Origin of the sequence: Agreia sp. Leaf283 (assembly GCF_001422485.1) — a bacterium.
GTDB lineage: Bacteria > Actinomycetota > Actinomycetes > Actinomycetales > Microbacteriaceae > Agreia.
The window spans coordinates 394,836-413,073 of record NZ_LMNF01000001.1; the positions used below are offsets into that span (position 1 = coordinate 394,836).

Below are 18,238 nucleotides of genomic sequence, written 5' to 3' on the forward strand. Positions count from 1 at the left end.
ATGCGATTACCCGGCAGCACGCACTAAGGCAGACGAATTCGAATGTGAACCTCATAGCGGCATTTGAATACGGCACGCTCATTCAGCGCTGCGGAGGTAGCGCACGTGATTCAGCGCGAGGAACACGAGGGGCGATTGACTTCTTCGGACGCAAGTCGAGAAGAGAGACCTGGTGCCTCTTTGATCGCCATTTCAACTCCGCCGACGTCTTACCACCTTCTATAAGCTCGTCCACCGTTCGCCATGTGATCACGGGCGAACGGGACTCGGCGAGCCATCCGATATTTACGTCATAGGTGCGCACGACTTTAGGCCGAGCCTTTTCATCCTTGAATATCTGCAGGACTTTGAACGGAATGTCGTTCTCTGCGTTGTCTTCTGTTGCCACGATGTGATCCCCCGATCGTGGACCAGCTTCGTGCCTCTGACACCCGTGAGACGCCGGCGACGCCTGATGCTGTCAGACGACGCTGCCCCCACCACTGAGGGTAGCCCGATCGAAGGTGACGCGTCGGGAAAATCTGGGCCCCATTTTTGGTGGCACTGGGTGAGGAGGCGGGACGGGGATCTCGATACGGCCGCAGGCGGCCTACTCGATCGACGCACGGCCGTGGACGGCCTACTCGATCGACGCGGCGCCGTGGACGGCCTACTCGATAACCGCTAGAGACATGTGAAGGCCCCCGCGCCTGGCATGGGCCAAACTCAGGAGCCTTCGGGTGTTCGCCCCCAGTGTCGGCGGAAGACGAACCGTCGCAGCGGTCTTGGGAACCGAGACGACACCACCATCATTCACAGATCGCCTGACGAACCGCGCGGGCTGGACTCATAGACGTCGCGGTGTTACCTTCTGCGCCGACGAGAAGCGCGGATCCGCCGGGGCGACCCTTCTATGCGGAGTACGTCAGCTCGCTTCGTGGCGCTCGCTGCCCGCCTCACGCCCGTGACGACGCACGCGCGACTCTCGACGCAATCGGTTCTCCCGTATAGCGCCCTCCACCCACTCGGGGAGGCCGTAGCGGATATGGGCGCGCGCGAAAGACGACGTCGTGAACGGGGGTTCGTAGATCTCGAGAGCCGAGAGGGTCCTCGCCGACATGCCTGCGTTCGCGAACGGGTTCGGCCCCGCGACGCCCTGGTTGCCGTCGTCGTCGGTCAGCTTGTCGATGGCCACACCGATCATCGGCAGCTCCAGCTCGCGAGCCCTGCCAATGGCGTACTTCGCCCAGCGCTGATTGGCCGTGTGCTGACCGATCAGCACGACGAGGCACGACGTGGCGGCGAGCTGGGCATCGATCCAGAAGCGGATCTCGTCGTCGGACTGGTCGATCATGTTTGCGTAGTCGGCGATCGGGGGCTCCGCGGTCACCTTCACATCGTCCGTGGCGGTCAGCTTGCGCGCACGGGACAGGTCACCGTCGGTGTCGAACATGAAAAAAAACTTCAGCATACGCGCTCCTTCTACTCAGGGCAGCTGTTGAGGGGCTGGGCCGCAGGTTCTGGCCGCAAGGAAATCCGGTCGGGACGCGGACCCTTTGTACATTCGCAACAGTGACCACTTCGGATGTGAATCGCTGTGGGGCTTGACTTTTCCTCATCTATTTAGATAGTCCCCAACCCGGGGCGGGACGTCGACCTGACTGCTGGGAATCGACGTTGGTACACAATGCGCCCACATTGGGGGTAATTCCAACCCCCCGAATTGGGTTATATGAGAATTATTCATAAATGAGATAAGTTCATCTTTAATTCACTCGTGCATCTCCGGGGCGGGGAGCTCTTCCATAAAAGACGAGATATTTTCATCTTTCTGGTTCACTTTTCATCCGGATCTGCGCGACATCACGCTGAAAGGATCGCCCGCGCATGACCGAGACCACACCCCGTCTGAGTACGGCGTGGACCGCGCACCGTCTCGCTCGACCGGGTGTCAGCGTCGACCAGTCCGACGTCGCCGCTCCCAATCTCTCGAAGTGGGCTCGCAGCTACCGCCAACGACTGCGCGTCACCGACGCCGTCGTCATTCTCTGCTCGATCGCGGTGGCGCAGGTGGTGCGCTTCGGTATCGACGAGCGAACAGTCGCCGTCGGCGGCTACCCCGTGGACTACTCGCAGGTGTCGGCGATCGTCGCCCTGTCGTGGTTCGCGATGATCGGCATCTTCAGAACGCGCGACTCGCGCGTGGTCGGCGCCGGCGCATCCGAATACCGGCTCGTCGTCAACGCGAGCATGCTGACCTTCGGCCTTGCCGCCATCGCGTTTCTCATTCTGCAGATCAACGTCGCTCGGGGGTACTTCATCGTCGCCTTGCCGATCGGCCTGATCGGCCTGCTCTTCGGCCGCTATCTCTGGCGGCGCTGGCTGGTGCGTCAGCGTGCGCGCGGGCACTTTCTCTCGCGCGCCCTCGTCGTGGGCGACATCGCCGACGTGAGCTACGTGATCGGGCAGATCGACGGCAAGGCCGGTGCCGCGTACCGCATCGTCGGCGCGGTGGTCGACGGCAGCCACCCGAACGAGCTCGTCGCCGCGCGCCAGCACATCCCGGTCGTCACGGGTCTCGACAGCATCGCCTCGACGGCCAGCCGCCTCGGTGTCGACGCCGTGATCGTGGCGGGCCAGCCCCAGCAGGGCACCGACTTCATCCGCAGCCTCGGCTGGCAGCTCGAGGGCGCGGCCACCGAGCTCGTGCTCGCGGCGCGACTCGTCGACATCGCGGGGCCGCGCATCCATTTCCGCCCGGTCGAGGGGCTCCCCCTCATCCACGTGGAGATCCCCCAGTACGACGGCCTCAAGCACGCTCTGAAGCGCACCTTCGACGTGACCCTCTCGGGCCTCGCGCTGATCGCGCTTCTTCCCGTCTTCGCCGTGCTGGCACTGCTCGTCAAGCGTGACAGCAACGGACCCGTGATCTTCCGCCAGGAACGCGTGGGCCGGAACGGCAAGACCTTCAGCATGCGCAAGTTCAGGTCGATGGTCGTCGACGCCGAGGTTCAACTCGAGAGCCTGCGCGACCAGAACGACGGCGCCGGCGTGCTGTTCAAGATGCGCAACGACCCGCGGGTGACCCGGGTCGGCGCCGTGCTGCGCCGCTTCTCGCTCGACGAGCTGCCCCAGCTGTGGAACGTCTTCGTCGGAGACATGAGCCTGGTGGGCCCGCGGCCTCCCCTGGTGCGCGAAGTGGCGAGCTACGAAGACCACGTTCACCGCCGTCTGTTCATCAAGCCCGGACTCACGGGCATGTGGCAGGTCAACGGACGCTCCGACCTGAGCTGGGACGAGGGCGTTCGCCTCGATCTGTACTACGTCGAGAACTGGTCTCTCACGGGAGACCTCATCATCATGTGGCGCACTGTCAAGGTGCTCACCAAACCAACAGGAGCATACTGATGAATTCACTCAGGATCGCGATGCTGGGCACCCGAGGTGTTCCGGCCGCCTACGGCGGGTTCGAGACCGCTGTCGAGGAGATCGGCCAGCGCCTCGCCGCTCGTGGGCACGAGGTGTCCGTCTACTGTCGCCGTAGCGAGGGCGACGAGCCCCGCGACAGCTACCTGGGCATGGAACTGGTGCACCTGCCGTCGGTGCGCTCCAAGGCGATCGAGACATTGAGCCACACGGCCCTCTCGGTCGGTCACCTCGCCACGGTCAGGAAGCCGGATATGGCCTTCCTCTTCAACGCAGCCAACGCGCCCTTCCTCCCCGCGCTTCGCCTCCAGCGCATCCCCACGGCGGTGCACGTCGACGGCCTCGAATGGAAGCGGGGCAAGTGGGGCAAGAACGGCCGCCGCTACTACCGCTGGGCCGAGCAGTTCTCGGTTCGCCACGCGGATGCGCTCATCTCCGACGCGCAGGGCATCGCCGACTACTACACGCACGAGTTCAACATCCCCACGGAACTGATCACGTACGGCGCCCCCATTCTCAACGAGACGCCCACGAACCGCCTGCATGACCTCGGTCTCGCCGCGGGCAAGTTCCACCTCGTGGTCGCCCGGTTCGAGCCGGAGAACCACGTCGACGTCATCGTCGACGGCTACCGGCGCAGCAACGCGGAGCTGCCCCTCGTCGTCGTGGGCTCCGCGCCCTACGCAGCGGCGCACACGACCGAGATCGAGCGTCTGGCCGCGGGCGACCCGCGCATCCACCTCGTCGGCGGCATCTTCGACCAGGAGCTGCTCGACCAGCTGTACGCGCACGCCTACACCTACATCCACGGCCACTCCGTGGGAGGCACGAACCCGTCGCTGCTGCGCGCCATGGGCGCCGGTACGGCCGTGATCGCCTATGACGTGGTCTTCAACCGCGACGTGCTCGGAACCGACGGCCTGTTCTTCCGCGATGCCGCGGCCCTCGCCCAGCGCGTCGACAAGTCGGAGTCGGAGCCCCGCGCGACGGCCAAGGCCGCCGCGCTGCTGCAGGACCGCGCCAATGAGCGCTACAACTGGGATGCCGTCACCGACGGCTACGAGGAACTCGCGCAACGGCTGAACTCCGGCTACAGCACCCGCGGCCTCGGCCGCCGCAACCGCAACTCGATCGCCTGGGAACCGTCGCCGATACTCGCGCCCGCAGAACTGGCCCCCGCCGGACTCGCCGCGAACGACGTCGAGCCCGCCCCGCTGCGCAACCTCAAGCGGGCCTCGTGAGCGCCGCCGGCACGCAGACCTCCCCCGCAGCGGAGACCTACCTCGGCACCGTGCGTCGTCTGGCCTCCGCCCAGAAGAAGGCTGCCCGCGGGGCTCCCCCGTACTCCATCTACGTGAACCGCCGCGTGGGTCGCTACCTGGCGGCCTGGGCGTTCCGCGCGGGGCTCACCCCCAACGCGGTCACGGGAATCAGCGCCGCCTTCACCTTCACGGCGATCGTGCTCATCGCGACCGTCGCTCCGGTGTGGTGGCTCGGTGTCGTGGTCTGGCTGCTGCTGGCCGCCGGCTACGCGTTCGACTCGGCCGACGGGCAGGTGGCCCGCCTGCGCGGCGGAGGATCGGCCAGCGGCGAGTGGCTCGATCACGTCGTCGATGCACTCAAGATCTCCACGCTTCACCTCGCCGTGCTGATCAGCGCCTACCGCTTCTTCGAACTGCCGAACGATGCCCTGCTGCTCGTGCCGATCGGCTACTGCATCGTGGCGGCGGTGTCGTTCTTCGCCATGATCCTCAACGACCAGCTGAAGGCCGCCTACGGCGCGGCATCGGCATCCGCCGCCGTCACGGGGCCCGCGGCGAAGGCCGACGGCCGCAGCCGCCTGCGTTCTCTCGTGCTCGTTCCCACCGACTACGGGTTCCTCTGCATGCTGTTCGTGCTGCTGGGCTTCCCTGCCCTGTTCTTCGTGGCGTACGCAGCGTTCTTCGTCGCCAACGCGGCCCACCTTGCGCTCGCCAGCGTCAAGTGGTTCAAGGACATGAGCCGCCTGGGCTGAGTACCGGCGCCGTGGTTTACTGACTGTGGACTGCAAGTGCCAAAGAAGTTAACGTTCTGGCGTAATGATCGTCAGAACGATGCGTCCCCTATATGGGAGCCCTTGTGCTCACCAGATGGGGAACGATCTCAATGCACAACGCTTTTTTTGCCTTCGACTCGGAGCTGGACAGCTTTCGAGCCCAGAAGATCGCCGAGACGGCGGAAGGCGTGCGCGCCGTGCCGGGTAACGTCGACATCACCTTCGACGACCGGCCACTCGATTCGCCGATGAAGGAGCGCATCGATGCGGGCATCGACGCTGCGGAATGCCTCGTGGTGCTCATCGGCCAGAACACCGCGTCCGACCCGGGAGTGATCTACGCGATCAGCCGAGCCGTGCACGAGTTCGGCACTCCCGTGATCGGCGTGAGGATCGACAAGCTGGCCGACGAGAACCGCCTCCAGGGCATCGCCGGAGACGATCCGTTCGCGCGATCCGGCCTGTCCGGCCGGTCATTGCTGCAGATCGAGACCTACGACCCCCCGTTCTCGTCGAGCGTCTTCGCCCGGTCCCACATCCGCTACACCCTGCGCGACTGGGTGGCTCTGGCGATCAACGAGTCCGTGCGCAGGAACGCCCGCGTCCGCCGCTCCCGTCCCCGCGCGGACTCCGCCTAGCGCGCGAGTGCCGCCTCGACGTCGGCGCCGAGGTAGTCGCCGAGAGAGCGCGAGAACGTGCCCGTGAGGTGGTGCGAGTCGCTGTAGACGATGACACCGCCCACGAGGCTGTGGCAGAGCTCGCTGTCGCACATGTACTGGTCGAGTGTCACGTAGTCGGCAAGCGAGGGGTTCTGCTGAGCCAGCTCGGTGAGCAGGTTGGGCACGACGACGGATGCCCGGGGCAGGGCACACGGATCGACCGCGGCGCTCGACATGGCGATGCATTCCGGCCCGGGCTCGGGTCGCATGCCGGGAACATCCTCGGTGACGATCACGGGGATTCCGGCCTGCTCGAGCGTCGACCAGGTCTGCACGACGTCGGCCTTCGCGGCACTCACGTCGTCTACCGTGGCGCCGACACCGGCGAGGTAGTCCTGCGCGCTCGCGTGGCTGGCGAAGACCACGCCGTCGACCTGCGGCATCGCGAGGATCTGCCGCTGCAGGTCGGCCGACCAGGCCACGCACGCGTCGGCCGACGACTGCCCGGGCACCGCGCTCGTGCTCGCCCCCGTGCAGTCGGTCTTGGCGGCCAGGATGATCTGCCAGTCGCGGGATGCCCCGTAATACTGCAGCGCGGGCACCAGTCGCAGGGCGTGCGAGTTGCCGATGACCACGATCGTCTTGGCCGGTGCGACGGTCTCGCCGAAGCGGCAGAGGATCACCTCGGTCGCCTGTGCCGTCTGCTGGCATGACTCGTCGGTGCCCAGGTCACTGGCCGCGAACGCGGTGTCGAGGTCTACCGGTCGCGCGAACGGGTCGGAGCACCCGTTCGAGGCGACCATGGCTCGAGCGCCGAAGCAGGCATCCTGCTGCAGGCTCACCTGCGCGCGTGCGGCCGCGTCGTCGTTGCTCCGCTGCACCCCGACGAATCCCAGGCCCGAGACGAGAACGATCACGACCGTGCCCGCGGCGGCGAATCCGAAGGCCGTGCGGCGACGCTGCTTGACGCCGGGCTTGCTTCGGAGCGGGTCTTCGACCAGCTTCTTCGTGAGCACCGCCAAGACCAGGGTGAGCGCGAGGATGCCGAGCTTCGCGACCCAGTTCGTGGCGCCGTGCAGCAGCCACGGCGCAGCGATGATGAGCGGCCAGTGCCAGAGGTAGATCGAATAGGAGTAGTCGCCGATCCATTGCACGGGGCGAAGGCCGGCGACCCGCGACGACGACCAGCCCAACGACGACGTGCCCCCGGCGATGACGAGCACGGCACCCAGAACAGGCACCAGGGCGATGACGCCCGGAAACGGAAGGGAGCCCGTGATGAAGAAGGCCGAGTAGCCGATCACCGCGAGGCCGACCCAGCTCATCGCCGCCCGGAGCGAGGCGAGACGCGCTCCGGCGACCACGTTGGGGAAGAGCGCGAGCAGGCCGCCGGCGGCGAATTCCCACGCCCGAGTCGGGGTGGCGAAGAAGGCGAGCTCGGGCGAACGGGCGGTCATCACGACCGACACGATGAGCGAGCCGACGAACACCGCGAAGAGCGCCCACCGCACGGCGGTCCTGGGCGTGCCGCGCCTCAGCAGTCGCGCCACGGCCAGCGCAGCCAGCAGAACGATCGGCCACACGACGTAGAACTGCTCCTCCACCGACAGAGACCAGTAGTGCTGCGCGAGGGTGGCGCTGTTCTCGGCGGCGAGGTAGTCGACGGCGTCGAAGCCGAGCAGCCAGTTCTCGACGTAGGCCGCCGATGCCCCGAGCTGCTGCAGGTTCTCCTGCCAGGTCACTCTCGGCATGATCGCGAACAGCAGCACGAGCGAGACGGCGATGACCGTGAACGCCGCAGGGAGAAGGCGTCGGATGCGCCGCGCCCAGAACGCTCCCAGCGCCACGCGGCCTGTGCGGGAGATCTCGCCCATCAGGTGCTGGGTGATCAGGAATCCGGAGATGACGAAGAAGATGTCGACACCCACGAACCCGCCCGGAAGCCGCTCGGGCCACAGGTGATAGAGCACGACGGCCATGACGGCCACGGCGCGCAACGCCTGCACATCGGTGCGGAAGGCGCGCTTGCCCTCGGGCGCCGCCGGAGCGGCCGCGGTCGGTTGCGTTCGTGTCGTTGTCATAGATCCCCCTGAAAAACCGTGCCGCGGCTAGCGGTGTGATGCCCCGATGGTGCCGGCGCCGGCAGAGATGCCCGCCTTGGCGGCGACGGCCGAGGGCAGCGCGATGGTGAGCGCCTTCGCAGCCGTCAGGGTGGCCGAATCGACGGCACCCGTCGCATCCATGGCCCCGGTGAATTCGAAGCCGCCCTTCTGGCCGCTCGCCCGAGAGAAATCGGCGACCGAGTTGTAGGTGACCGTGCCGCTGGCGCCATTGGGCCACCGGAACATGATCTTCGGTGTCGTCACGAGGGCGCGCTGGAACAGATTGCCTGTCACGACGATGTTCAGCTGTGCACCCGTGCTCTTCTGCAGGTTGTCCTGCGCGCAGAGCAGGCAGTCCGTGCCCACGATGGGACGCCCGATCACGTTGTTGGCCACCGTGATGTTCTTCACCAGCCAGGGAACCGTCGGGTCGGGCAGGGGCCGGCGAGGATCGTGGCCCGCAGCATTCACGTTGCTGGCCACCCTCGTGTCCTGCGTCAGGTCGATGTTGCGCTTGTTGTCGATGAGCGTGTTGTTCCAGATCTGCCCACCGCCGCTGCTGTAGAACTTGACACCGGCCTGGGCATTTCTCGCGATGAAGTTGTTCGCCACGACGGCCTTCTCGCTCAGCTCGATCATCAGGCCGTGGTGGTAGTTGCCCGTGATCGTGCTGTTCGTGACCGTCGCGTCGTAGACCGACTCGTCGAACCAGAGCCCCGTGCCCTTGTTGTCGCGAATGACGCTGGAGTCGACCGACACGTTGCGCGACCGCACCACCTTGAAGCCGCCGGCGGCCGGTGTGTAGTTGAAGTTCTCGGTGTTGTTGTCCGACACCAGCACCGACGACGCCTTCATGCCGTCGGCGTAGGTGACCTGTATGCCGATGAAACCGTTGTTCGACGACGTCACGCGGGTGAGGGTGAGGCCCGAGGCGACAGCGCTCATTCCCATCGTCGAGATGTCGGTCAGCGTGACATCCTGCAGGGTCACACCGGTGGCGACGTCGTCGACGCGAAGAGCACCCATGTCGGGCATCGAGGGGGCGAAGCGACGGAGGCCGATTCCGCGGATCACGGTCTTGGGCGCCCGGATGGTGACCGCGCGCTGCAGCGTGCTGGCCCTGACGGCCTTCGCCGACGGGTCGGAGCCGAGGATCATCTTGTCGGACGCTTCATCGATATAGAAGGTGCCCGGCACGACCTTGGCTGCAGACGAGACCTGCCTCTGCGCCGCGCCGTCGATGAAGACCTGGTCGGGATGCGCCGCCATCGGGTAGTCCGGGTTCAGGAAGACCCAGCCCTTCTGGGTGTAGTCGGGCTTGCCGCGACTGTAGGTGGGGCTGTGGTCGAACGTCGTCGTCCAGCCGGAGTGCACCCACGTCGATCCGCTGCGGGTGAACCCCGTCACGGGCGCGCTGCCGTCGAGCCAGACGGCCTCGTTGGGGTAGCTCTGGATGGTGACGGGCTTGTTCTGCTGAATCACCACGGCCTCGTGGTAGGTGCCGCCGCGAAGCACGATGGTGGAGCCCGCCGGGGCCATGGCGAGGGCCTTGGTGAGCGTCTTGTACGGCTTGGCCTGGCTGCCCGCATTGCTGTCGGAGCCACCGGATGCCGCCACGAACACCGCACCGGAGGGCACCGGGTACGTGGTCGTTCCGACGGCAGCCGAGCCGGCTGTCAGCACACCGACGCTGGGAGCAGGGGCGGGAGCCGGCGCGGGTGCAGGCGCTGGGGCCGGATCCGGAGCAGGGATGGGAGCGGGAGCCGGCGCAGGAACCGGCGCGAAGGTCATCTTGACCGTCTCGACGGCGATCTTCTCGTAGGCGACGGTGGCAGCCGACGAGCCATTCGCCGTGTACACCCAGATTCCGGGAACGCCGGGCGCGGCGATGCGCTGCTCGCTCCTGTCGGTGGCCGTGACCGCCCAGTCGGGAACCGCCGAGCCCGTCTTGAAGAGTCGCGCGCTCAACTCGACCGACGCGTCGCCCACGATGCGCAGCTGCAGGGTCAGGCTGGCAGCACCCGCGGCCGACACGGGAATGGTCGCGCCTCCGAGTGCGAACACCTTTCCCGAGTTGTCGTCGATACGACCGATGGCCAGCTGGACGCTGCCATCGGGCGCGATGGTCGCTGTCGCCCGGTAGGCGGTGACGCCCACCTGGCGTTCGTAGATCGCGACGCGCAGGCCACCACCCGCCTTCGGAATGGACGGCACCGAGAACTGCGTCGTGACGACCGCGTCACGCACGCTCTGGGCGGAGAGGTTCGCCGACCGTGACGTGGCGGCTGCGGGAACGACGACCAGTCCCTTCTTCGACGCGACCGAGAACGACGGCGCGCTCGAGAGCTGGTACGCGCCGCCCGTGGCCGCGGAACCCCAGCCGGCCTGATCGGCCCGCCCGAAATCATCCGTCGCCACCACCTTGTCGGTCTGCCACGGATCCGTGGCCGTGGGCGTCGCGGCACTCGCTGCGGGTGTTCCGCTGAACACGAGCGCGAGTGCGACGAGGGCGATGAGGGGTGTTTTCGGGCTCACAGGCTAGACCTTCTCTGTCTTCGGGTCGACGATGTGCGGGCGTGAGTACTCGGAATACACGCGGCCGATGGCGCCCGCGATCATGCCGGCTCCCCGTCGACGCGTTCTCATGCCTTGCGCTTCGGCGCCGATACGACCGGCGACTCGTCCCATGACCTCGCGGACGGTTCCTCCGACATAGCGAACCGATCCACGAGCCACGAGCACGGTACGCACCCTTGCGCGTCCGACAACACTCGGCTCGAGAGCGAGCGACGACCTGCTCCATGAGTTTCCGCTACGGTAGGCCCGCTGCAGAACCCATTCCCTGTTGCTGCGCGACGCAGGTACGATGTCGCGCACCACGGCCTCGTCGCACCAGACGATCTCGCCGCCCGCCGCCGTGATCTGCCGCGAGAAGAGAGTGTCGCTGCCGCCCGAGAGACCGAACTCGTCGTCGAACTCGATGCCCTTGCGCCGCAACCAGTCGAGGTCGAGCAGCAGGTTGTTCGTGGCCGCGACCTCCACCCGGGTGCCCGATGCCAGCCTGCGGCGGTTGAAGAACTTGCCTGCTTCGATCCACGGCTCGGGCTGCTTCTCGTAGCTCGATACGACAGGGCCGACGACGGCAACAGGCCAGGAACGCAGGTACTCGTCGAAGAGCTGCTGCAGCCATCCCTCCTCGGGGATCTCGTCGTCGTCGATGAAGACGAGCAGTGACGACTCCGTCGCCTCGCGCAGCGCGCGGTTGCGCGCGGCGGCGATGCCCGGGGTGGGCTCGTGCACATAGCGCCCGACCCCACGAAGGGCACCGGATGCGGGCCGCCGGGCCGACGCATCCGGATCGTTGTCGACGACGAGGATCGAGGCGGTGCCGTCGATCGTGTCGGCCTGCGCGCGCAGGATGTGGATGAGCGGCACGAGCTGCTCGACGCGCTTGTAGGTGAGAACCGCGATGGTGAGCGACGGTTCGCGAGCTGGATCTGTCATCGGACGACCTCTTCGGTGGGAACGGGTGGGTTGCCGACGCGGCGCGGACCCGGGGCGCGACGACGCGACCCCAGGATCTCGCCGGCACGGCCGAGGAAACGCAGGGTGATCCTGCGGTGCACGAGCAGCAGCACCGCGAGCGCCAGAGCGAGATACGCGGCGCCGCCCACGGCGAGGTGGGCGATGAAGGGAAGCTCGAGCAGGCCGACGGCCAGGTAGGCCGCCGCACCCCAGACACTCGCGTGCACGGCGGGCAGGATCGCGGCCAGCTGGCTGCGCACGCGCACGCCGGAGATGCGGGCCTGGATGGCGAAGAGCACGGGCACGAGAAGGAAGCCCACGGCCGTGTAGCCGACCGCTACGCCGAAGACGCCGAACTGAAGACCGATGATGATGCCCGCGACCTGCAGCCCCGTGGCCAGGAACTCGTAGTTGAGCAGCAGGGTCGTGCGGCCGAAGGCCTTCATCAAGGCGGGCGTGATGTAGAAGATGGTCTCGCGGGCGCCGCCGAGTGCGAAGACCGAGATCAGTGCCGCGGCGGGCAACCACTCGGGTCCGAGCACCAGGTGCACGAGCTCGGGCGCCGCGCAGGAGATGAACACCATCACGGGAACGACCGCGAGCGCCAGCGTCTCGGTGGCGCCGGTGAGTTGCGAGGCCACTTTGGCCCGGTCGTCGGTGTTGCGTGAGAACACGGGAAAGAGCACACGGTTCACGGTCTGGCCCACGAACTGCACGGGCAGGGAGAGCACCCGGTAGGCCATGCCGTACATGGCGAGCGAGGTGACGCCGAGCACCCGGCCCACCAGGATGCCGTCGACGTTGCGCGAGAAGTAGGCGATGCAGTTCGTGAGAAAGACCTTCACGCTGAACGACATGAGGTTCTTGACCTGGCCGAAGGCGAAGTTGGGCACGGGTCCGCGAGAGAAGACGAGCATCATGACGGCCACGATCGCGTCGGTGACGCCCACCTGGTAGATCAGCGAGAAGAAGTCGGCACCGAGCATCGCCGCCATGACGCCGGTTGCCGCGCCCGCGACTCCGCCCGCCACGTCGGCGAGGGCGATGCCCTTGAAGAGCTGCCCGCGAGACAGCATGGCCCGCGGCACGATCGCGATCGCCTTCAGGGGCAGCAGCACGGCGAGCACCTGGAACACGGGCACCAGCTCGGGGGTGCTGAAGAATGCCGCGAGCAGGGGTGCCGTGAACCAGGTCACGCCGGCGATCAGCACCGCGAGCAGGATGTTCACGGTGGCGACCGCGCCGGGCGCCCGGTCGCTGAGTTTCGGGCGTTGGATGAGGGCCGCCGAGAGCCCCTGGTCGAGAATCAGTGAGGTGAGGGTCACGTAGATCATCGCTGCGCTGATGATTCCGTAGCTCGACGGACCGATGATGCGCGCGATGAGCACCGCGCTCAGCACCTGCACCAGCTGCCGCGCGATCACGGCGATGCCCGACCAGCGCACCCCATGGGCCACGCTCGGTGTGCGTGCTCCCCTCGACTCCCCCGTGGTCATCGCTCTACTCTTCAGCCACGACGGCGAGGCCGCGTTCTCGGGGAGCGGCTGCCGGCACGAAACGCTGCACGGCCGCCCAGATCTGGGCGTGATAGGCCGAGAGGGCGTGACGCTCCTCTGCCCGGAGCGCATCGGTGCTCGCCCGTTCGGCGAGGGTCGCCCATTCGTCGACGGTGTGATCGATGGCATCGGCCAGGGCACCGGCGTCGGCGGGGCTCACGAAGACCACCGAGTCATAGCCCGCGCCGGCCTCGCGCAGCCCGGACGTGTCGCTGACGATGGCAGGACGTGCGGCCAGCATGGCCTCCACCGCGGTGTTGCCGAACGGTTCGTCGACGGTCGACGGCACGACGGCCACGTCGGATTCGGCGAGATAGGGATAGCCGCTGGGCTGGAAGCCCACGAGCCGCACCCGCGGCGTCAGCCCGAGTTCGTCGATTCGCGCCCGCAGCTGCTCTTCGAACCATTCGTATCCCGCGAAGACCGCACCGACGAGCGTGAGGGTGATCATCTGCGAATGCCGAGCCCTGGCGATGGCCTCGATGAGAACATCCGGGCCCTTACGGGGCGAGAGCCTGCCCACGTAGACGAGCCGCAGCTCGCCGTCGAGCGACGGTCTCGCCGTCGTCGTCGAGGCAGGACCCACAACGCCGTTGTAGACGACGCGCGACTTTCTCGCGGCGCGGGGATAGTCCATCTCGACGGTGGTCTGTGCGTAGCGGCTGTTGAAGACGATGAGCGAGGCCAGCCGCAGCGGCGCGACGAGCCCGGCCCGAAGCATCCGGCCGGCGCTGCGCTCGGCCTCGTGCACGTGCACGACCAACGGAACACCCGCGACTCTGGCCACCGCGTTCCAGAGCGGAATGGTGAGTGTGCTGACGTAGACCACCGACGGCCTGAGGCGGCGAACGAGGCGCACGCCGCGCACGAGACCCGAGACGTGGGCCGCGAGAAAGCCCGGCAGTGCCCGGGGGCGGAGCATGGATTTGCGCAGCACCGGCATCGACTCGATCGTCACGGATGCGCCGCGCTCCTCGATCTGTGCCCTCAGCGGGCCGTCCGATGCGAGCACGACGTCGACGTGCGCCCCATGATCGAGGAAGCCGGCCACGCTCTCGAGCAGCACCCGGTCGGAGCCGTAGAGCTCGGCGCTCGGATGCACGACGAGAATGCGTGGCTGTGCCATGCCGAACCTCCGAAAATGATTTGTGCCGCGAACAAGGGGTGGTTAAATGCGAGTATTCCTCACATAATAGTAGGGAGCCCCTCTCAGCACCAAAGCTTTGGTCACGATCCGCTGAATGGGGCACCACTTTTTTCGCGCGGATCTCGGGGAGTTCTTATGGCACTGCAGGTATACCTGCGAGCGATCGCTACAGGATGGTGGATCATCGTGATCACCCTTGTAGCCGGGCTCGGACTGGCGACGGCGTACAACTCGGTCAGCAGACCGGTGTACTCGAGCAACGTCAAGTTCTTCGTCTCGACCCAGAGCGAGGTCGGCGAGACGCCCCTGCAGGCCGACGAGTTCGCCCAGAGGCGCATCAACTCCTACGTGCAGCTCATGACGAGCGAGGCCATGATCAACAAGGTCATCGACTCGAGCGGCGTCGACCTCAGCGTCAGCCAGCTCACCTCGATGGTCTCGGCCTATTCCGATCCCGAGACCGTGCTGCTGGGTGTCGAGGTGCACGACACCGACAAGGAGAGGTCCTTCGACATCGCCAACGCGATCGCCGAGGACTTCGGCGGACTGGTCGCCGAACTCGACAACCGAGGCAACGCCGACGCGGCCAACGTGAAGCTCAACGTCGTCTCGGGCCCCACCCTCACCGAGAAGGCGATCACCCCGCGCGTCAACCTGAACCTCGCGCTCGGCGGCATCATCGGTCTCGGCCTGGGCTTCGCCATCGCCATCCTGCGCAAGACGAGCAAGAAGACCGTCGGCACAGACGGCGAGCTCGCCGACGTGCTCGGTCTTCCCTCGGTCGGATTCGTGCCTCGGCTGCACCGACGTCACCCCGCCGACGCCCGCGCCGCTCTGACGCTCGCGACCGAGCGACTCGTGACCAATCTCGGACTCGACGTCCTCCCCACCCCGGAGACCCGCGTCATCCAGGTCACCAGCGCCGGATCGGGCGACGGGCGCACGTTGATCGCCTCGAGCCTCGCCTCGGTGCTCGCCTCACTCGATCGCCGCGTCATCCTCGTCGACGCCGACCTGAGAAGCCCCTCGCTCGGCCAGGCCTTCGGAGTCTCCGGCAAGCCCGGGCTGACCGATGTTCTCTCCGGCCGGGCGTTGGTCGATGACGCCATCAGCGACACCGGCGTGCCCCTGCTCTCGATCATCCACAGCGGATCGGCCGACGGCAAACCCGCCGAGCTGCTGACGTCGCGACGATTCTCCGAGTTCGTCGACGAGCTGGCTCGGGACTTCGACATCGTCGTCTTCGACACTCCCGCGCTGCTTCCGCACGTCGATGCCGCCGTCATCGCGAACAAGGCCGATGGCGTCTTGTTCGTCGTCAATCGCGACCGCTCGACGAGGCAGGAACTGCGTGATGCCATGGCGACGCTCTCGCACCGGTCACCGCGCATGCTCGGAACGGTGATGAACGCGTCACCCACGTCGTCGACCTGGCTCTCGCGGCTCGGCATCGGCCGGCGCGTCGACAAGGCGACGACCCTGAGCGGCCTGATCTCCGAACGGCCCGTGTCCACGGCGTCCCAGGAGTCGTCCGGTTCTGCTCCCGAGAAGGAGACGGTCGACGGAGCCGAAACGGCGGCCGCCGGCGCAGACCGTCCGGCCAAGGGCATCGGCTCGGGCCGCACCAAGAAGGTTCCGGTAGCCAAGCCGTGATCCTGCTCGCGACCTGGATCGCGTTCTGCGCGGTCTTCGCCGTGCTCGCGCGAAACCGCCCCATGCTCAGCGTGGGGCTGGCGACCGCGCTCTGGTTTCTCGTCCCCTCGATCGCAGGTCACCTGATCACGGGCCAGGCCGACGGTTCCCTGTCGTTCCACCCCGCATCGTGGCTCGTGCTCGCGGCATTCGGCGTGCAGTGCTTCTACAACGGCCGGCGCCTGGTCGCGGTGCTGGCCGATCACGTCATGCTGTTTCTCATCTTCATCGTCGTCATCGCCGTGGCCCTGGTGAACACCCGCTACAGCACCTTCGGCGGAGGAACGGTCATCCTCATCGACCAGATCGTCGTTCCTCTGCTCGTCTTCATGCTCATCCTCCTGGGCGCCACGACGCGCAGCCTGCAGCGCTTCCGCACCACGCTGATCGTGTTGACGGCCGCCTCGGTCATCGTCGCCATCGTGCAGTGGAGTCTCAAAGAGACCGTCTTCTACTCGGCTCAGTTCGCCGACACCTACTGGTTCGACCCCCGCTACGACCGCTGGATGGGGACATTCGACCAGCCGCTCGCCCTGTCGCTCGTCGTCTGCGTGGTCACTCCGCTGCTCGCCGGCGTCAAGCACTGGTGGCTGCGGGTGCCGCTGCTCGCCCTGATGGTCACCGGCGCCCTCGTCTCGCAGTCGCGGCTCGGCATCGCGCTCGTGGTCGTGGCCGCCGTCTACGTCGTGATCGCCACGGCGACCACGCCGGCGCGACGCGCCCTGGGCCTCCTCGTCACCGCGACCGCCATCGTCAGCGCCGCGTTCTCCCCCCTCGCGGCGGGAGTCCTCGGCCGCCTCGAGAACGACACCGGTTCGACCCACGCGCGCGAGCTCGCCGTGAGCTTCTTCCTCAGCGACTGGCCCGACTTCTTCCTCGTCGGCCAGGGAATCTCCTCGAGCTACCGCGTCGCCTCGGCGGCCGGGCTCGGAACCAGCCTCGAGAGCTCGATCCTGATGTACGCAATCGACATCGGCATCGTCTTCGCCGTGCTGTACTTCGGTTCGATGCTCTACCTACTGGTGCGCTACCGGTCGTCGTCGACCGTTCGCGGCATCCAGTTCGCCGGAGTGCTCGCCTTCGTCATTCCCATGACCTACAGCGCGCTGGCGACCCGCTCGGTCGCGGGCATCCTCGTCTGGTCGATCCTGGCCGTCGTCACCGCGTCGAGCCTGATCCGCAAGGCCGAGCTACGCTCCGACGCCGCGGACCTTCTCGAGGTCGGACCGGGAGTAGAGACCGGCGACCACGCGGTCGTTGCCGGAGCCCGCCAGGTTCTCTGACGCCAGCGTCACCTCCTGCGTTCCGGGAAGCGTGAGGAAGTGCACGGGCTTGCCCGCGATCTGACGCACCGGCACGCCCGAGCGCAGGGCGATCGCGTGCAGCCACAGGTCGTCGGTGTGAGGCGCGATCGAGAGGAACGCATCGCCGTTCTCGCGCAGGTGCTCGAGCATCCCGGTCGGGTACAGCACGCCCGAGACCCCCAGGGGCACATTCGCCGCATGCGGGCGGGTGTCGGATGCGTAGGGCCACGACGTGTAGGTCGTCGGCAGGCCGTCGGCATCCAGGCTCATGCGTCGGATCCAGTAGCCCACGATCGAATCGGGATGGGCCGAGCTCGCTGCCATGATGCCCGACAGCCAGTCGGACGGGTAGAGGATGTCGTCGTCGGCTGTGACGATCGGCACCGTGAACCGCGTCTGCGATTCGACATAGGGGTAGTACTTGGTGTGAGGCCCGTAGTTGGTCGCGAGCAGCACCTCGAGCCCGCGCGCCTTCTGCCGCTCCAGTGCCGGCGGAAGCGCGGCGAGGTCATCGACGGAGTCGATCCAGAGGATCAGGCGGGCCGGGCGGACCGAGCCGCGCGCGATGGACTCGATGGCCAGATGGACGGTGTCGATGCGCGAGCCGTAGCTCGTGAGCGACACGACCACCGGTGCGGTGCCGAGCACCGAATCGGTCGAGCGCCGCTCACGACGGCCGAGCATCTTCGCCTCCGAGACGGCGCGTCGGCCGCGGAACCGTTTGCGGGCGCGTCGGGCCACCCTGCGCAACGCACCCGGCGCATCCGTTCGCCGTCGTGCTGCCGCCGTCTTCTCTACCAGCTCAACCATCCT

14 protein-coding genes are annotated in these 18,238 nt (G+C 67.0%); 6 read left to right on the forward strand and 8 right to left on the reverse strand.

Annotation, left to right across the window (positions count from 1 at the left end):
• Positions 1–82: 82 nt before the first annotated feature.
• Together ASF51_RS18895 and ASF51_RS01770 are read right to left on the reverse strand one after the other, a co-directional pair.
• Positions 83–388: a hypothetical protein gene (locus ASF51_RS18895; protein ID WP_157411962.1), complete on the reverse strand. Its 306-nt coding sequence runs from the start codon at positions 386–388 to the stop codon at positions 83–85.
• 516 nt (positions 389–904) lie between these two features.
• Positions 905–1,450, reverse strand: coding sequence for a TIR domain-containing protein (locus tag ASF51_RS01770; RefSeq protein WP_082479464.1), 546 nt, complete (start codon positions 1,448–1,450; stop codon positions 905–907).
• Positions 1,451–1,866: 416 nt separating this feature from the next.
• On the opposite strand from ASF51_RS01770, the gene ASF51_RS01775 reads away from it, so the two are divergent.
• The 4 genes from ASF51_RS01775 to ASF51_RS01790 all read left to right on the forward strand — a co-directional run bounded on the left by ASF51_RS01775 (position 1,867) and on the right by ASF51_RS01790 (position 6,078).
• Entirely contained in the window at positions 1,867–3,387 is a 1,521-nt protein-coding gene (locus ASF51_RS01775; protein WP_055924364.1) for a sugar transferase, read from the forward strand.
• Positions 3,387–4,646, forward strand: coding sequence for a DUF1972 domain-containing protein (locus ASF51_RS01780; RefSeq protein WP_082479465.1), 1,260 nt, complete (start codon positions 3,387–3,389; stop codon positions 4,644–4,646). Before ASF51_RS01775 ends, ASF51_RS01780 begins: the two co-directional genes overlap by 1 nt.
• Complete coding sequence (locus tag ASF51_RS01785) at positions 4,643–5,419, forward strand: CDP-alcohol phosphatidyltransferase family protein (RefSeq protein ID WP_055924367.1); 777 nt, start codon at positions 4,643–4,645, stop codon at positions 5,417–5,419. Before ASF51_RS01780 ends, ASF51_RS01785 begins: the two co-directional genes overlap by 4 nt.
• Before the next feature lie 131 nt (positions 5,420–5,550).
• Positions 5,551–6,078, forward strand: a complete 528-nt coding sequence (locus ASF51_RS01790; RefSeq protein WP_055924370.1) for a TIR domain-containing protein — start codon at positions 5,551–5,553, stop codon at positions 6,076–6,078.
• Here ASF51_RS01790 and ASF51_RS01795 read toward each other — a convergent pair.
• The 5 genes from ASF51_RS01795 to ASF51_RS01815 are packed head-to-tail and all read right to left on the reverse strand — an operon-like array spanning position 6,075 to position 14,408.
• Entirely contained in the window at positions 6,075–8,180 is a 2,106-nt protein-coding gene (locus ASF51_RS01795; protein WP_055924373.1) for an acyltransferase family protein, read from the reverse strand. The genes ASF51_RS01790 and ASF51_RS01795 overlap by 4 nt on opposite strands.
• A 27-nt stretch (positions 8,181–8,207) precedes the next feature.
• Complete coding sequence (locus ASF51_RS01800) at positions 8,208–10,736, reverse strand: right-handed parallel beta-helix repeat-containing protein (protein ID WP_055924376.1); 2,529 nt, start codon at positions 10,734–10,736, stop codon at positions 8,208–8,210.
• 3 nt (positions 10,737–10,739) lie between these two features.
• Positions 10,740–11,705: a glycosyltransferase family 2 protein gene (locus tag ASF51_RS01805; RefSeq protein WP_055924379.1), complete on the reverse strand. Its 966-nt coding sequence runs from the start codon at positions 11,703–11,705 to the stop codon at positions 10,740–10,742.
• On the reverse strand, positions 11,702–13,222 hold the full coding sequence (locus tag ASF51_RS01810; RefSeq protein WP_162236919.1) for a lipopolysaccharide biosynthesis protein: 1,521 nt from the start codon (positions 13,220–13,222) through the stop codon (positions 11,702–11,704). The genes ASF51_RS01805 and ASF51_RS01810 overlap by 4 nt, the downstream gene beginning before the upstream one ends.
• Before the next feature lie 4 nt (positions 13,223–13,226).
• A complete protein-coding gene (locus ASF51_RS01815) occupies positions 13,227–14,408 on the reverse strand; it encodes a glycosyltransferase (protein ID WP_055924385.1) in 1,182 nt (393 codons plus the stop codon).
• A 156-nt stretch (positions 14,409–14,564) separates the two neighbouring features.
• On the opposite strand from ASF51_RS01815, the gene ASF51_RS01820 reads away from it, so the two are divergent.
• Both ASF51_RS01820 and ASF51_RS01825 read left to right on the forward strand, forming a co-directional pair.
• Positions 14,565–16,082, forward strand: a complete 1,518-nt coding sequence (locus tag ASF51_RS01820; protein ID WP_055924388.1) for a polysaccharide biosynthesis tyrosine autokinase — start codon at positions 14,565–14,567, stop codon at positions 16,080–16,082.
• Positions 16,079–17,404 carry a hypothetical protein gene (locus tag ASF51_RS01825; protein ID WP_055924391.1) on the forward strand — a complete coding sequence of 442 codons (1,326 nt, stop codon included), beginning with the start codon at positions 16,079–16,081 and terminating at the stop codon, positions 17,402–17,404. Before ASF51_RS01820 ends, ASF51_RS01825 begins: the two co-directional genes overlap by 4 nt.
• Here ASF51_RS01825 and ASF51_RS01830 read toward each other — a convergent pair.
• The gene (locus ASF51_RS01830; RefSeq protein ID WP_157411964.1) at positions 17,312–18,235 is read right to left on the reverse strand and encodes a hypothetical protein; all 924 of its coding nucleotides are present in this window, start codon (positions 18,233–18,235) and stop codon (positions 17,312–17,314) included. The genes ASF51_RS01825 and ASF51_RS01830 overlap by 93 nt on opposite strands.
• Positions 18,236–18,238 lie beyond the last annotated feature (3 nt).

Excerpts from the sequence above, each read along its gene's own strand:
- ASF51_RS01770 (WP_082479464.1), bottom strand. The coding sequence starts at position 1,450 with ATGCTGAAGTTTTTTTTCATGTTCGACACCGACGGTGACCTGTCCCGT.
- ASF51_RS01775 (WP_055924364.1), top strand. The coding sequence starts at position 1,867 with ATGACCGAGACCACACCCCGTCTGAGTACGGCGTGGACCGCGCACCGT.
- ASF51_RS01780 (WP_082479465.1), top strand. The coding sequence starts at position 3,387 with ATGAATTCACTCAGGATCGCGATGCTGGGCACCCGAGGTGTTCCGGCC.
- ASF51_RS01790 (WP_055924370.1), top strand. The coding sequence starts at position 5,551 with ATGCACAACGCTTTTTTTGCCTTCGACTCGGAGCTGGACAGCTTTCGA.
- ASF51_RS01795 (WP_055924373.1), bottom strand. The coding sequence starts at position 8,180 with ATGACAACGACACGAACGCAACCGACCGCGGCCGCTCCGGCGGCGCCC.
- ASF51_RS01805 (WP_055924379.1), bottom strand. The coding sequence starts at position 11,705 with ATGACAGATCCAGCTCGCGAACCGTCGCTCACCATCGCGGTTCTCACC.
- ASF51_RS01810 (WP_162236919.1), bottom strand. The coding sequence starts at position 13,222 with ATGACCACGGGGGAGTCGAGGGGAGCACGCACACCGAGCGTGGCCCAT.
- ASF51_RS01815 (WP_055924385.1), bottom strand. The coding sequence starts at position 14,408 with ATGGCACAGCCACGCATTCTCGTCGTGCATCCGAGCGCCGAGCTCTAC.
- ASF51_RS01820 (WP_055924388.1), top strand. The coding sequence starts at position 14,565 with ATGGCACTGCAGGTATACCTGCGAGCGATCGCTACAGGATGGTGGATC.
- ASF51_RS01830 (WP_157411964.1), bottom strand. The coding sequence starts at position 18,235 with ATGGTTGAGCTGGTAGAGAAGACGGCGGCAGCACGACGGCGAACGGAT.